The 14,028-nt window shown below is 52.2% G+C and carries 14 protein-coding genes; 13 read left to right on the top strand and 1 reads right to left on the bottom strand.

The genetic code is table 11. The annotated features are described in order from the left end of the window. Nucleotides 1–430 precede the first annotated feature (430 nt). The 10 genes from rpmH (at nucleotide 431) to GYMC52_RS17880 (ending at nucleotide 9,634) form a co-directional block, all read left to right on the top strand. Nucleotides 431–565: a 50S ribosomal protein L34 gene (gene rpmH, locus GYMC52_RS17930; RefSeq protein WP_003253900.1), complete on the top strand. Its 135-nt coding sequence runs from the start codon at nucleotides 431–433 to the stop codon at nucleotides 563–565. Nucleotides 566–644: 79 nt separating this feature from the next. Next, a complete protein-coding gene (gene rnpA, locus GYMC52_RS17925; protein ID WP_011232960.1) occupies nucleotides 645–1,010 on the top strand; it encodes a ribonuclease P protein component in 366 nt (121 codons plus the stop codon). Between the two features lie 73 nt (nucleotides 1,011–1,083). Beyond that, nucleotides 1,084–1,848, top strand: a complete 765-nt coding sequence (gene spoIIIJ, locus GYMC52_RS17920; protein WP_011232959.1) for a YidC family membrane integrase SpoIIIJ — start codon at nucleotides 1,084–1,086, stop codon at nucleotides 1,846–1,848. Continuing rightward, nucleotides 1,845–2,501 carry an RNA-binding cell elongation regulator Jag/EloR gene (jag, locus tag GYMC52_RS17915; RefSeq protein WP_011232958.1) on the top strand — a complete coding sequence of 219 codons (657 nt, stop codon included), beginning with the start codon at nucleotides 1,845–1,847 and terminating at the stop codon, nucleotides 2,499–2,501. Before spoIIIJ ends, jag begins: the two co-directional genes overlap by 4 nt. 342 nt (nucleotides 2,502–2,843) lie before the next feature. Beyond that, the gene (gene mnmE / locus GYMC52_RS17905; protein ID WP_011232957.1) at nucleotides 2,844–4,232 is read left to right on the top strand and encodes a tRNA uridine-5-carboxymethylaminomethyl(34) synthesis GTPase MnmE; all 1,389 of its coding nucleotides are present in this window, start codon (nucleotides 2,844–2,846) and stop codon (nucleotides 4,230–4,232) included. A gap of 18 nt (nucleotides 4,233–4,250) precedes the next feature. Continuing rightward, on the top strand, nucleotides 4,251–6,140 hold the full coding sequence (gene mnmG / locus GYMC52_RS17900) for a tRNA uridine-5-carboxymethylaminomethyl(34) synthesis enzyme MnmG (RefSeq protein ID WP_013524886.1): 1,890 nt from the start codon (nucleotides 4,251–4,253) through the stop codon (nucleotides 6,138–6,140). Nucleotides 6,141–6,163: 23 nt separating this feature from the next. Further along, nucleotides 6,164–6,880 (top strand): 16S rRNA (guanine(527)-N(7))-methyltransferase RsmG, encoded by a 717-nt coding sequence (gene rsmG, locus GYMC52_RS17895; protein WP_013524885.1) that lies wholly within the window; start codon nucleotides 6,164–6,166, stop codon nucleotides 6,878–6,880. Between the two features lie 159 nt (nucleotides 6,881–7,039). Beyond that, entirely contained in the window at nucleotides 7,040–7,885 is an 846-nt protein-coding gene (gene noc / locus GYMC52_RS17890) for a nucleoid occlusion protein (protein ID WP_011232954.1), read from the top strand. 125 nt (nucleotides 7,886–8,010) lie between these two features. Beyond that, the gene (locus tag GYMC52_RS17885; RefSeq protein WP_011232953.1) at nucleotides 8,011–8,772 is read left to right on the top strand and encodes a ParA family protein; all 762 of its coding nucleotides are present in this window, start codon (nucleotides 8,011–8,013) and stop codon (nucleotides 8,770–8,772) included. Beyond that, nucleotides 8,765–9,634, top strand: coding sequence for a ParB/RepB/Spo0J family partition protein (locus GYMC52_RS17880; RefSeq protein WP_011232952.1), 870 nt, complete (start codon nucleotides 8,765–8,767; stop codon nucleotides 9,632–9,634). Before GYMC52_RS17885 ends, GYMC52_RS17880 begins: the two co-directional genes overlap by 8 nt. 210 nt (nucleotides 9,635–9,844) lie before the next feature. Here GYMC52_RS17880 and yyaC read toward each other — a convergent pair whose 3' ends face one another. Continuing rightward, entirely contained in the window at nucleotides 9,845–10,468 is a 624-nt protein-coding gene (gene yyaC, locus GYMC52_RS17875; RefSeq protein WP_013524884.1) for a spore protease YyaC, read from the bottom strand. A gap of 186 nt (nucleotides 10,469–10,654) precedes the next feature. On the opposite strand from yyaC, the gene GYMC52_RS17870 reads away from it, so the two are divergent. The 3 genes from GYMC52_RS17870 to GYMC52_RS17860 are packed head-to-tail and all read left to right on the top strand — an operon-like array spanning nucleotide 10,655 to nucleotide 13,848. Then, nucleotides 10,655–11,560 carry a mechanosensitive ion channel family protein gene (locus GYMC52_RS17870; protein ID WP_013524883.1) on the top strand — a complete coding sequence of 302 codons (906 nt, stop codon included), beginning with the start codon at nucleotides 10,655–10,657 and terminating at the stop codon, nucleotides 11,558–11,560. Between the two features lie 12 nt (nucleotides 11,561–11,572). Further along, complete coding sequence (locus tag GYMC52_RS17865) at nucleotides 11,573–11,770, top strand: DUF951 domain-containing protein (RefSeq protein WP_011232948.1); 198 nt, start codon at nucleotides 11,573–11,575, stop codon at nucleotides 11,768–11,770. A 56-nt stretch (nucleotides 11,771–11,826) separates the two neighbouring features. Next, entirely contained in the window at nucleotides 11,827–13,848 is a 2,022-nt protein-coding gene (locus GYMC52_RS17860; protein WP_013524882.1) for a molybdopterin-dependent oxidoreductase, read from the top strand. Nucleotides 13,849–14,028: the final 180 nt, after the last annotated feature.

Below are 14,028 nucleotides of genomic sequence, written 5' to 3'. Positions count from 1 at the left end.
AAGTTTGTGGAAAAAGCATATTAAGGAAATAAAGAAGCTTTTCGACAAAATCCACCATCTGTGGGTAACATTATTAACGCGTTGTGAAAAAACTATCCACAATCTATCCACAAAATGTGGATAGACTCATCTTATCCACATAATTATCCATAGTGAAAACACAATAATAATAGCAAATAAAACGGCTTGTTGCAACGGGATTTTTTTGATTATCCACAAAATGGACAGGGTGTAAAAAAATCATTATCCACACCATTGAACATGTGAAAAAAATGTCGATAAATGTTGTGGATTGTTGATAGGGAGAAAAAATTTATCCACAGCGCTGATCAAAGTTGGAAAAACGAAGAGGCGGTTGACATTTGCTAAGATTGTTCAATATAATGAGAAAGACTGCCCGTAACTGTTATTCCCTAGGGAGGTGTCATAGATGAAACGGACGTATCAACCGAATAGACGGAAACGAAGCAAAGTGCACGGATTCCGCGCGCGCATGAGCACGAGAAACGGCAGAAAAGTGTTGGCGCGCCGCCGCCGCAAAGGAAGAAAAGTTTTGTCTGCATAATAGGCCACTGAAGTTTCAGTGGTCTTTTTTCTCAATATTTTGCCGCCGGGAAATTAGGCAAATGGAGTGTTTGGGGAGAATGAAAAAAAAGTATCGGATCAAGAAAAACGAAGAGTTCCAGGAAGTGTTTCAGAGGGGCGCTTCAACGGCCAACCGCCAGTTTGTCATCTACACGCTTGACCGCCCGGAGCAGCCTTATTTTCGCATCGGGCTGTCTGTCAGCAAAAAACTTGGCAAGGCTGTCGTCCGAAATCGAATCAAGCGCTACATCCGCCAATGCTTCCTCGAATTGAAAGAGGAGATTGCCCCTGGCAAAGACTATGTCGTGATCGCTAGGCAGCCGGTGGCGGAGATGAATTATGCGGAAGTAAAAAAAAGTTTAATCCATGTGCTCCGGAAATCCGGAGGGCTGAAAAAAGGAGGCCAACCGTCGCATTCGGCTTGAAAAAATGCTCCATGCGGCAAAAAAAGATGGTAAAATACATACGTGAACTTGTATATGTGGGAGGAAAAAGAAGGTGAAAAGGCGAATCAGATTCATCATTTTGTTCGGTGCGTTAGCGGCTGTGCTGGCCGGATGCACGGAAATTCACAAACCGATCACCCCGGAAAGCAAGGGGTTTTGGAACGAGTATATCGTTTATCCGCTTTCTTGGCTGATCAAATATGTCGCCGGGCTGCTCGGCGGAAGCTTTGGGTTGTCAATCATTGTCGTCACCATTTTGATCCGCTTATTGATTTTGCCGCTGATGATCCAACAGACGCGCAACGCGAAGGCGATGCAAGCGCTTCAGCCGGAAATTGAAGCGCTCCGCAAAAAATACAGCTCAAAAGACGCGCAAACTCAACAAAAGCTCCAGCAAGAGATGATGCTCTTATTCCAAAAGCACGGCGTCAACCCAATGGCCGGCTGCTTCCCGATTTTGATCCAGATGCCGATTTTAATTGGATTTTACCATGCCATCATGCGGACGAGAGAAATTGCCCAACATAATTTTTTATGGTTTGACCTTGGCGAAAAAGACCCGTACTACATTTTGCCGGTCATTGCCGGCGTGACGACGTTCATCCAGCAGAAAATCATGATGGCCGGCTCCGCTCAGCAAAACCCGCAAATGGCGATGATGCTTTGGATGATGCCGATTATGATCGTCATTTTCGCGATCAACTTCCCAGCTGCTTTGTCGCTTTACTGGGTCGTCGGAAATATTTTCTCCATTGTGCAAACGTATCTCATTAAAGGGCCGGAGATTGCCGCCCATTCAGGAGGAGCGAAAAAGTGAAAGAAGTGACCGCGACTGCCCGGACAGTCGAAGAGGCGGTGCAGTTGGCGCTCGCGCAGCTTGGCGTGCCTCGAGAGCGTGCGGTTATTGTTGTGCTCGATGAAGGGAAAAGAGGTTGGTTTGGCTTGTTTGGCGGCCGGCCGGCGGTTGTGAAAGCCGTGCTGAAAATCGACCCGGTTGAGGAGACGGTTCGCTTTTTGCAGCAAGTCATCGCGCAAATGGGGGCGGAAGGGGCAAGCATCGAAGCCGTCCGCCGCGGCAAGCAGGTGACGCTTCATGTGCACGGGGGGCCGGTCGGTCTATTGATCGGCAAGCACGGGCAAACGTTAAACGCTCTTCAGTTTTTGGCGCAGCTCGTCGCCAACCGCCATGCTGACGAATACGTGTCGATTGCCGTCGATGTCGAAAATTACCGCGAACGAAGGGAAAAGGCGCTGATCGAACTGGCGCACAAGCTGGCCGCCCGGGCGGTGAAGACGGGAAAAGAAGTAAGGTTGGAGCCGTTGCCGGCGCATGAACGGAAGATCATCCATGCAGCGCTGGCTGACAACAAGCACGTCTTGACCTATTCCGTTGGCGTTGATCCGCACCGTTCGATTGTCGTCGCTCCGAAAACAGGCAAAATGTCGCCGAAAAAAGAGGCGCCTCGCTAAACTGTAGAGAGGCGGCCTCTTTTTTTACGGTATTGGCGCCGCCTGGAAGATTGGCGATGGAAATGGGGGAAACGCTCCAGCAAGAGCTTCTTCAAATGGGGAAACAGCGCAGCAACGGTCTTTTTTGCCTATCCGTCCAGATGATTGTGAAGCAATCACTAGTTTCCACCAACTTTTTTGACGGCCGCCGCTTATATTTTTCAACAACCGCGTTGAGCGCGCCGTATTGTTATTCACATGTGGATAAGTTAAAATTGAACTAAGTGAATATGCACAAGGAAAAAAAGCGGCCAAAACGGGCTGTGGATATAGAGAAAGCGGAGCAAAGAGAGGTGAACAGCTTTGACGGAATTTGATACGATCGCCGCCATTTCGACGCCGATGGGCGAAGGGGCGATTGCCATCGTTCGGTTGAGCGGAGATCAAGCGGTTGAGATCGCTGACCGGCTTTTCCGCAGCCCGAGCGGAAAGCGGCTCAAAGACGTTCCATCGCACACGATCCACTACGGGCATATCATCGATCCGAAAAGCGGACGGGTCGTTGAAGAAGTAATGGTATCAGTTATGCGCGCACCGAAGACGTTTACGCGCGAGGACGTGGTCGAGATCAACTGCCATGGCGGGTTTGTTTCCGTCAATCGGGTGCTGCAGCTCGTGCTGGCAAACGGGGCGCGGCTCGCCGAGCCGGGGGAGTTTACGAAGCGGGCGTTTTTAAATGGGCGCATCGATTTATCTCAAGCTGAGGCAGTCATCGACCTGATCCGCGCCAAAACCGACCGAGCGATGAACGTCGCCCTACAGCAAATGGAAGGGCGCCTGTCAAAATTGATTCGCGAGTTGCGGCAGACGATTTTGGAGACGCTGGCACATGTTGAAGTCAATATCGATTATCCGGAATACGATGATGTCGAAGAAATGACGCCGCGCCTTTTGCGGGAAAAGGCGGAATATGTGCGCGGGCAAATTGAAAAGCTGCTGTCGACCGCCGCGCAAGGAAAAATATTGCGCGAAGGGCTGGCAACGGTCATCATCGGGCGGCCGAACGTCGGCAAATCGTCGCTTTTGAATGCGCTCGCCCATGAAAATCGGGCGATCGTCACCGATATTCCGGGGACGACGCGCGACGTCATCGAGGAATATGTCAACGTCCGCGGCGTACCGCTTCGCTTGATCGATACGGCTGGCATCCGCGAAACCGAAGATGTCGTCGAACGGATCGGCGTCGAGCGCTCGCAGCAAATGTTGAAGCGGGCCGACTTAATTTTGCTCGTTTTGAATTATCATGAACCGCTGACGGAAGAGGACGAGCGGCTGTTTGCCATGATCGAGGGAATGGACGCCATCGTCATTGTGAATAAAACCGATTTGCCCCGGCGGATCGATATGGAGCGGGTCAAGGAGCTGGCGGCCGGCCGGCCGGTCGTGGGGACATCCCTGTTGCATGAACAAGGAATTGATGAACTGGAGAAGGCGATTGCTGACCTGTTTTTTGGGGGTGAGCTGGAAGCCGGCGATTTGACGTACGTTTCAAACTCTCGCCATATCGCCTTGCTCGAGCAGGCGAAAACAGCGATCGAGGATGCCTTGGCCGGCATTGACGCCGGCATGCCGGTTGATCTCGTCCAAATCGATTTGCGCCGGGCGTGGGAGTTGCTTGGCGAAATCATTGGTGATACGGTCCATGAAAGCTTGATTGATCAGCTGTTTGCTCAGTTTTGTTTAGGAAAATAAGCGAGGAGGAAATGCCATATGGATTACCATGGAGGAACGTATGACGTCATTGTCGTTGGCGCTGGCCATGCCGGCTGCGAAGCGGCATTAGCTTCGGCGCGCATCGGGGCGAAGACGCTTGTCATTACGCTCAACCTCGATATGATCGCGTTCATGCCGTGCAACCCGTCGATCGGCGGCCCGGCGAAAGGAATCGTCGTGCGCGAAATCGACGCTCTCGGCGGGGAAATGGCAAAAAACATTGACAAAACATACATTCAAATGCGGATGCTAAACACCGGCAAAGGGCCAGCCGTCCGCGCGCTTCGGGCGCAAGCCGATAAAGTGCTGTACCAGCGGGAAATGAAAAAAACACTCGAAAATCAAGAAAATTTGACGCTTCTGCAAGGAAAAGTCGAGCGGCTGATCGTCGAAGACGGCGTTTGCAAAGGTGTCATCACTCACACGGGGGCGCATTATTACGCCAAGGCGGTCGTCATTACGACCGGGACGTTTTTGCGCGGGGAAATCATCATCGGAGACATTAAATATTCGAGCGGCCCGAACAACCAGCAACCGTCGATTAAGCTGTCCGAGCATTTAGAAGAGCTTGGGTTTGAGCTTGTTCGCTTCAAAACGGGCACGCCGCCGCGCGTCAACAGCCGGACGATCGACTACAGCAAAACGGAAATTCAGCCGGGGGACAAGGAGCCGCGGGCGTTTTCGTACGAGACGACAAAATACATCACTGATCAGCTGCCGTGCTGGCTGACGTACACGACGGAGGAAACACACCGCATCATCGATGAAAACTTGCACTTGTCGCCGATGTACTCCGGCATGATCAAAGGAACCGGGCCGCGCTATTGCCCATCGATCGAGGATAAAGTCGTCCGGTTCCACGATAAGCCGCGCCATCAAATTTTCCTCGAGCCGGAAGGGCGGGAAACGGAAGAAGTATACGTGCAAGGGTTGTCAACAAGTTTGCCGGAACATATCCAGCGCAAGCTGCTCGAGACGATCCCGGGACTTGAGAAGGCGCAGCTCATGCGGGCTGGCTATGCGATCGAGTATGATGCCATCGTGCCGACGCAACTATGGCCGACGCTCGAGACGAAGCTTGTGAAAAACTTGTATACCGCAGGGCAAATCAACGGCACGTCCGGCTATGAAGAAGCGGCGGGCCAAGGCATTATGGCCGGCATTAACGCCGCCCACCGTGCGCTCGGCCGCGAAGAAATCATTTTAAGCCGTTCGGATGCCTATATCGGCGTTTTAATCGACGACTTGGTGACGAAAGGGACGAATGAGCCGTACCGCCTGCTGACGTCGCGTGCCGAGTACCGGCTTTTGCTTCGCCATGACAACGCCGATTTGCGCCTGACCGAGCTCGGCTATCGGATCGGTCTCATTTCCGAAGAGCGGTATCAAAAATTTTTGGCGAAAAAAGAGGCGATCGAACGGGAGAAAAAGCGGCTGCAAACGGTGATCATCAAACCGACGCCAAAAGTGCAGGAAGTCATCCGTGAAGCGGGTGGAAGCGAGCTGAAAGACGGCATTCGCGCTGCCGATTTGCTCCGACGCCCGGAGATGACGTACGAGCACATCCGAAAACTGGCGCCGGCTGACGAGGAGATCGCTCCGGAAGTGGCTGAGCAAGTCGAAATTCAAATCAAGTACGAGGGCTACATCCAAAAATCGTTGCAAGAAGTCGAACGGCTCAAAAAAATGGAAAACAAAAAAATCCCGGAAGATATCGATTACGACGGCATCCAAGGGCTTGCAACCGAGGCGCGGCAAAAGCTCAAACAAGTGCGCCCGCTTTCGATCGCCCAGGCGTCGCGCATTTCCGGCGTCAATCCGGCCGATATTTCGATATTATTAGTGTATTTGGAACAAGGAAGAATCGCGCGCGTGTCGAATGAATAAACAATGAGGGAAAGGATTGGCTTATGGAGGCGACACAATTTCAAACCATGCTCGAAGAGAGGGGAATTCTCCTCTCTTCCCGGGCGCTTGCGCAGTTTGAGCGCTATTACGAACTGCTCGTTGAGTGGAACGAGAAAATGAATTTGACCGCTATTACGGACAAGCTCGGCGTCTATGTCAAGCACTTTTTCGACTCGGTGTCCCCGGCTTTTTACTACGACTTTTCAGCGCCGCTTGCGCTTTGCGACGTCGGATCCGGGGCGGGATTTCCGAGCCTTCCGCTCAAAATTTGTTTTCCGCATTTGCGCGTTTCCATCGTTGATTCGCTGCAAAAACGCATCCGTTTTTTAGAGCATCTGATCACCGAGCTCGGGCTTGCGGACGTGGCGCTTTACCACGAACGCGCTGAGACGTTCGCCCGTCAAAAGGGGATGCGCGAATCATTTGACGTCGTCACGGCCAGAGCGGTGGCGCGCATGCCAGTGCTTGTCGAACTTTGCCTTCCGCTCGTGAAAATGGGCGGGACATTCATTGCGATGAAAGCTGCTTCGGCGCCCGAGGAGCTGAAAGAGGGAAACAAGGCGATTTCTGTGCTTGGCGGAGAAGTGACGGCGACGGAAACGTTCACGTTGCCGTTTGACGAAGGCGAACGAACGATCATTTTCATCCAAAAAATGAGAAAAACGCCGAACCAATACCCGCGCAAACCGGGAACGCCGAACAAACAACCGATTCAGTAGCGTCTTTGCGGGCGGGGGAGGGCTTTGCCGACTGAAAGAGAGAAACAAGCTGTTTCGCTCCCCGCCTTCGTCCCGCGCCAAAAAACCGACCGTAAGGCGGCGTATGCCGGGCGAGACAGAGACATTTTGGCCAAGTATGTCCAAAGGTGGTGTAGGGGGATGAAACATCCATTTTCGCGCTTGTTCAGCTTTGGAGAAAAAGAACAGGAAGAAATGGAGGAAAAGCAAGAGCGGGAGGAAGTTCGCCACATTCCAGTCAAAAGCATTATTCCGAACCGCTTTCAGCCGCGCACGATGTTTGATGAAGAGAAGATCGACGAGTTGGCGCTGACGATCCGCACGCACGGCATCATCCAGCCGATCGTCGTCCGCGAATGCGGGAACGGACGGTTTGAAATCATCGCCGGCGAGCGGAGATGGAGAGCGGTGCAAAAGCTTGGCTGGACGGAAATCCCCGCGATCATCAAAAACTTAAATGACAAAGAAACCGCCTCCGTCGCCCTCATTGAAAACTTACAGCGCGAAGAGTTGACGCCGATTGAAGAGGCGATGGCGTACGCCAAATTGATCGAGCTCCATGATTTGACGCAAGAAGCGCTCGCTCAGCGGCTCGGCAAAGGACAGTCGACGATCGCCAATAAGCTGCGTCTGCTGAAACTCCCGCAAGAGGTGCAAGAGGCGCTCTTGCAACGGGCGATTACGGAACGTCATGCGCGCGCGTTGATTGCCTTGAAAGATAAAGAAAAACAGCTGAAACTGCTGCAAGAAATCATCGACAAACAGTTGAATGTCAAGCAGACGGAAGATCGGGTGTTAAAGCTGCTCGAGGCGGGGGAACGGAAGCCAAAACCGAAGCGAAAGGCGTTCAGCCGCGATATGCGCATCGCCGTCAACACGATCCGCCAGTCGCTTTCCATGGTCGAAAGCAGCGGGGTGTCCGTCCAATCTGAAGAAGAAGAATTCGATGACTACTATCAAATTACGATTCGAATCGCGAAAAAATAACGAAAGTCACCTTTTGCCTCATCAAGCACTGCTGATGGGGTTTTTTCTTTCAGAAAACAAAGTCATTTTCCTGTTTTCGTGCTAAAATAAAATGGATTGAGGAAGAGATAGAGGTAGGTGGCATCGTGGGAAAAGTCATTGCTATTGCAAACCAAAAAGGCGGAGTTGGAAAAACGACGACGGCGGTCAATTTATCGGCCTGTTTGGCGCATCTTGGAAAAAAAGTGCTGCTTGTTGACGCCGATCCGCAAGGAAATGCGACGAGCGGCATCGGCATTGAGCGAGGCGATGTCGACGAATGCATCTACAATGTCATCATTGGCGACATGAAAGCAAAAGATGTCATTCGACCGACGGACATCGAAAATTTATACGTCATTCCAGCGACGATCCAGCTCGCCGGCGCAGAAATTGAGCTCGTCTCGGTCATTTCCCGCGAAATCCGGCTGAGAAACGCGATCGAGCCGCTGAAAGACAAATACGACTTCATTATTATCGACTGTCCTCCTTCGCTCGGCTTGCTGACGCTCAACGCGTTGACAGCGGCCAATTCTGTGCTCATCCCTGTCCAATGCGAATATTATGCGTTAGAAGGGCTCAGCCAGCTGCTTAACACGATCCGGCTTGTGCAGCGGCACTTAAACTATGATTTGCGCCTCGAAGGCGTTCTGTTGACGATGCTTGATGCAAGGACGAATCTAGGCTTGCAGGTCATTCAAGAAGTCAAAAAGTATTTCCGCGAAAAGGTGTACCAGACGATCATCCCGCGAAACGTGCGGCTGAGTGAGGCGCCAAGCCATGGCAAGCCGATCATTTTGTACGACGTGAAATCGCGGGGGGCGGAAGTGTATTTGGAACTGGCGAAGGAGGTGCTTGAACGTGGCTAAAGGTCTCGGCAAAGGCATCAGTGCGCTGTTTGACAACCTTTCTCTCAATGAACTTAATGGGAAAGAGGAAACGGTGCGGGAAGTAAGCATTCACGACCTTCATCCAAACCCGTACCAGCCGCGGAAAACGTTTCAGCCTGAGGCGATTGAGGAGTTGAAGCAATCGATTTTGCAGCACGGCATTTTGCAGCCGCTCATCGTCCGCCGTGTACCGAACGGATTTGAAATCGTCGTTGGCGAACGCCGCTACCGGGCGGCCAAAGAGGCGAATTTGCCGTCAGTGCCGGTCGTGGTGCGCGAGTTGACTGATGAGCAAATGATGGAGTTCGCCCTTCTTGAAAACTTGCAGCGCGAGGATTTGAACCCGATCGAGGAAGCGATGGCGTACAAAATGTTGATGGACAAGCTGCACTTAACCCAGGAGGAAGTCGCGAGCCGTGTTGGGAAGAGCCGTCCGCACATCGCTAATCATTTGCGTTTGTTGTCCCTCCCTTCAGATGTGCAAAAGCTGCTCATTGACGGCACACTTTCGATGGGACATGGCCGCGCGCTTTTAGGGCTGAAACAAAAAAGCAAAATGAAATCGATCGTGGAACGGACGATTCGCGAAGGGTTGAACGTCCGCCAGCTTGAAAAACTGATCCAACAAGCGAACGAAAATGTTTCACGTGAAACATCGAAGCGGAAACCGCCGGAAAAAAGCGTGTTTATTCGGGAAAGCGAATCGTTGCTGCGCGAAAAATTCGGGACGAACGTCACGATTAAACAAACGAGGAAAAGAGGAAAAATTGAAATTGAGTTTTTTTCTCCGGAAGATTTAGAGAGAATATTAGAACTGCTCGATGTGCGGTTCGACGAGTAAGTCGGCCCTTTGATCAAGGCCGGTTTATTTTTTTGCAAGAGAGGGTTGGACATCATGTTGACGAACATTCGCGTGGCCAATTTGCTGCCGAGCATTCTCATTACGGCAGCCGCCGTTTTCATTCTTTCACTCGTTTAACGACCGGTTGTTTTGGCCGGACAGAAAAGAAATCCCCTCCTTGAACAGCTGACCAAGAGGGGGATTTGCTGCCTACCATAATGAATGCCGGTCTGTTGAGAGCGGAGGGGCAGCGAGCCGCTCTTTTCGGAGGATGAACCGCTCTGCTTCGTAAATGCCATTGGCGATCGTTTTCGCCATATTCATGACAAGATGGAGGCGCGTATTTTGCAGGACGAAAAACTCCATAAACCCGCTGACATTGACAACCCCAGTAATATGGGCGTCGCCGACGGGAAGGAGCTGTTTGTTGACCCCAGCCCCAGGGCGGACCGGTCCTTTGGCAATCGTGATGGCGCCGACGCTTTTCAGCCGCCCGAGGCAGGCATCGACCGCGATCATGAACGGATCGTTATGAATTAGTCGAATGGCTTCTACCTTTTCTTCCAAATTAACGGCATGGATTGGTTCTTCGAGTGTTCCGTACACGTGGAAGCGAGCCAACGGCTTCTCTTTGAGCATCGTGCCGACGAGCGGTCCAAGCGAATCGCCGGTCGAGCGGTCTGTGCCGATGCAAACGATAGCGATCGGCTGAACGAGCGGGTCGGGAAGCAGTGAGGCGACCCGCCAAGCGATCGACGACACCGCCCCTTGCTCATCGTAAAACACGCGGTCCCTTTCCTCCTTGGACGAGAAAAATATCGATGGTATGCTCATTCGTTTCACTCCTACTTTCGTTTCAAAAGTATTAACAGTATACGGAAAATAAAAGAATGATATACATTTCATTGTTCGTTTTCTTGCCTTTTCTTCGCGATAACGGGATATCGGGCTACAAATCAGCGGCCGGTCTTGTTAAAATAAAAGCGCAGAACAAGAAAAAAGATTGAGGTGTCGCCAACGTTGAACACGATGGAAAAAACGATGAGCCGATTGTTCGCATTTTTGATAGATGAGAAATTGTGGCTCCAGATCGGAAAAGGGACGCTGAAGATTGTTCTTATCCTACTCATATGCGCCATTGCGGTGAAAGTGTTGAAAATTGCCGTTCATAACATGTTCAAAGTGCGACAGAAGGCGCCGATCCGCATTTCCGAACGGCGGGAGGCGACGCTCGTTCGGCTGCTCGACAACGTCATTACGTACGTACTATATTTTATTGCGCTCTTGATGATTTTAGATACGTTTGGCGTTCCCGTCAAAGCGCTGCTCGCCGGGGCTGGGGTCGTCGGGCTGGCCGTGGGTTTTGGCGCACAAAGCTTAGTGAAAGACATCATCACTGGATTTTTCATCATTTTTGAAGACCAGTTTGCGGTCGGCGATTATGTGCGCATCGGCAATTTTGAAGGGTATGTTGAAACGATTGGGCTTCGGGTGACGAAAATTAAAAGTTGGACCGGGGAAGTGCACATTTTGCCAAACGGCAGCATCACTCAAGTGACGAACTATTCACTGCACAACAGCCTCGCTGTCGTTGACGTCAGCATCGCCTATGAAGAAGACATTGAAGAGGCGGAGAAAGCCATCCGCGAGCTTCTTCCGCAGCTGCCGGCGAAGTATGAAGACATGGTCGCCCCGCCGGAATTGCTTGGCGTGCAAAATTTAGCCAGCTCAGAAGTCGTATTGCGCATCACGTGCGAAACGAAGCCGATGCGCCATCTGGCGGTCGCTCGGGCGATCCGCAAGGAAGTGAAGTTGCTGTTGGACGAACGTGGAATCGAAACCCCATACCCGCGGCTTGTGCTGCATCGCCGCGACGGACAAGAGCAGCCGGAGGCAAAGCCGCAACGGGAGCAATCGTTGTCATAGGGAGGTGGATTGATGGAAGAGAAACAGTTCGGCCTATACGATATCGTCGAAATGAAAAAGCCGCACCCATGTGGAACGAATCGTTGGAAAGTGATCCGCTTGGGCGCTGACATCCGCATTAAATGCGAAGGGTGCGCCCATAGCGTTTTGTTGCCGCGCAAAGAGTTTATCCGCAAAATGAAAAAAGTGCTCGTCAAGCATGAAGAATAAGCAAATGAAGCATGGTGGCGAGGCCATGCTCTTTTGTTGCGAAGGGGAGGGAGAAAATGACGGGAACGACGCATGTAACATCATGTCCGCTCAACTGCTGGGACGTATGCGGGCTGAAGGTGACGGTGAACGAGGGGAAAGTCGTACGGGTTGACGGCGACGAACACCATCCCATCACGAAAGGGAACATTTGCGGACGCGGGCGGATGTTGAAAGAGCGGGTAAACGCCAAAGAACGCCTTCTCTATCCGTTGAAAAAAGTAAACGGGCAGTTCGTTCGCATTTCTTGGGAAGAGGCGCTTGATGACATCGCCGGGAAAATGCGGAAGTTGAAAGAACAATTTGGGCCGACAGCCGTGCTTCACAGCCATGATTACGCCAACAACGGGCTGCTGAAAAACCTGGACCGCCGTTTTTTTAATTGTTATGGTGGGGCAACAGAGCTTATCGGCAGCCTTTGCTGGGGCGCGGGCATTGAGGCGCAGACATGGGATTTTGGCAACGCCTACAGCCATGCGCCAGAAGATATCGACAACAGCCGCCACATCGTCATTTGGGGGCGAAACGTCGCCCGCACGAACATGCATTTATTCGAGCGGTTGCTTGCCGCGAAAAAACGCGGGGCGACCATTGTGGTCATCGATCCGCTGTTTGGCCCGACGGCGCGCATCGCCGATCAGTACGTATGCATCAAGCCGGGAATGGACGCTTTTTTGGCGATGGGCATTATGAAAGAGCTGCTTCGACTCGGGTTGGAGGACCGGGCCTTTATCAAGCAACACACAATTGGGTTTGATGATGTCAAACAACTATTGCAGACAATTTCGTTGGCGGAGATTGAGCGGCATACCGGTGTTAGCCGCGATCAAATGACGGAGCTGGCCCGGCTTTACGGGGACCGGCCGACCGCAACGTATCTTGGCCTTGGCATGCAACGCTATGCGAACGGCGGCAATACAATCCGATGGATCGATGCCCTTGTCGCCGCAAGCGGCAACGTTGGCATTCCGGGTGGAGGGGCGAATTTTGGCAACTTGCAGGTGGGCGAGTGTTTTGATAAAGCCGCATTGACGCTCCCAGAGCGGAAAACGGCATCGCGCACATGGACGATGATGAAGCAGGGAGAAGAGATATTGCGGGCGAATGATCCACCGATCGGCATGGTGATCGTCACGTGCGGCAACCCGCTCGCTCAAGTGCCGAACACGAACTTGATGAAAAAAGCGTTCGCTTCCGTTGAAACGGTGGTTGTGTTTGAGCAGTTCATGACCGATACGGCTGCAATGGCTGATTATGTTTTGCCAGTAGCGGCTTCGTTTGAAGAGGAAGACGTCTATTGTTCATCGATGTACCATGCGTATTTGAACTACGGGCCGAAGCTTGTCGACCCGCCGGGTGAGGCGAAGCCGGACTTGTGGATTTGGACGGAGCTGGCAAAAAGGCTCGGGTTTGGGGATGATTTTGCCTATACGCGTGAGCAGTTTCTTGCGATGGCGCTCCGGCCGTTGGAGCATCACGGCATTACGCTGAAGCGATTGAAAACAGAACACCGCGTCCTTTTGCCTGTCGAACCGGTGCCATGGCGCGACCGCCGGTTTCAAACGCCAAGCGGAAAATACGAATTTACGTCAACCATCGCCAAGCAAAAAGGGATGGACGGCCGGCTGCAAATCATGTATCCGGCCGAATCGGAGGAGTCCAATCCGGCACTAGCCGCCAAATATCCGTATCGGCTGTTGACGATCCATCCGCTCCGTTCGAATCATTCGCAACATTATCCGCTCATCCCAGCGCTTCAGACAGTCCGCATTGAGGTAGCGGCTGATGTTGCTGCGGCAAAAGGTCTTGCCGATGGCGACCGGGCGCTTGTTTACAACGACCGTGGATCGCTCGTGGGAACGGTCAAGATGCTTGATGGCGCCTACCCAGGCACGATCAACATTGACGAAGGACAATGGGGAGTGTTCGGCGGGCCGGTCAACGTCCTCACGTCCGATTTGGAGTCGGATAACGGCTGCGGCAGCACGCTGTATGACTGTTTGGTCAATATTGAAAAAGTCACGTCGGAAGCAAAGTAAGCGGTTCACAGTTGCTTCGGATCAGTAGAAAAAAGATATTGTCGACGACAAAATGCGGTTTGAGGCTGTTGATCCGAAAAGATGATTTTGTCATCCAAGTGTTGGGAAAAGGGCGCAAACTTCCGCTTTTTTGAAGCGGGTGGGAGAGGAAACATTCCCCGCTTGCGGCGCGCTTGTCAT

The organism is Geobacillus sp. Y412MC52 (assembly GCF_000174795.2).
In the GTDB taxonomy this organism is placed as follows: domain Bacteria; phylum Bacillota; class Bacilli; order Bacillales; family Anoxybacillaceae; genus Geobacillus; species Geobacillus thermoleovorans.
This window is presented reverse-complemented; position numbering and strand designations above follow the sequence as displayed.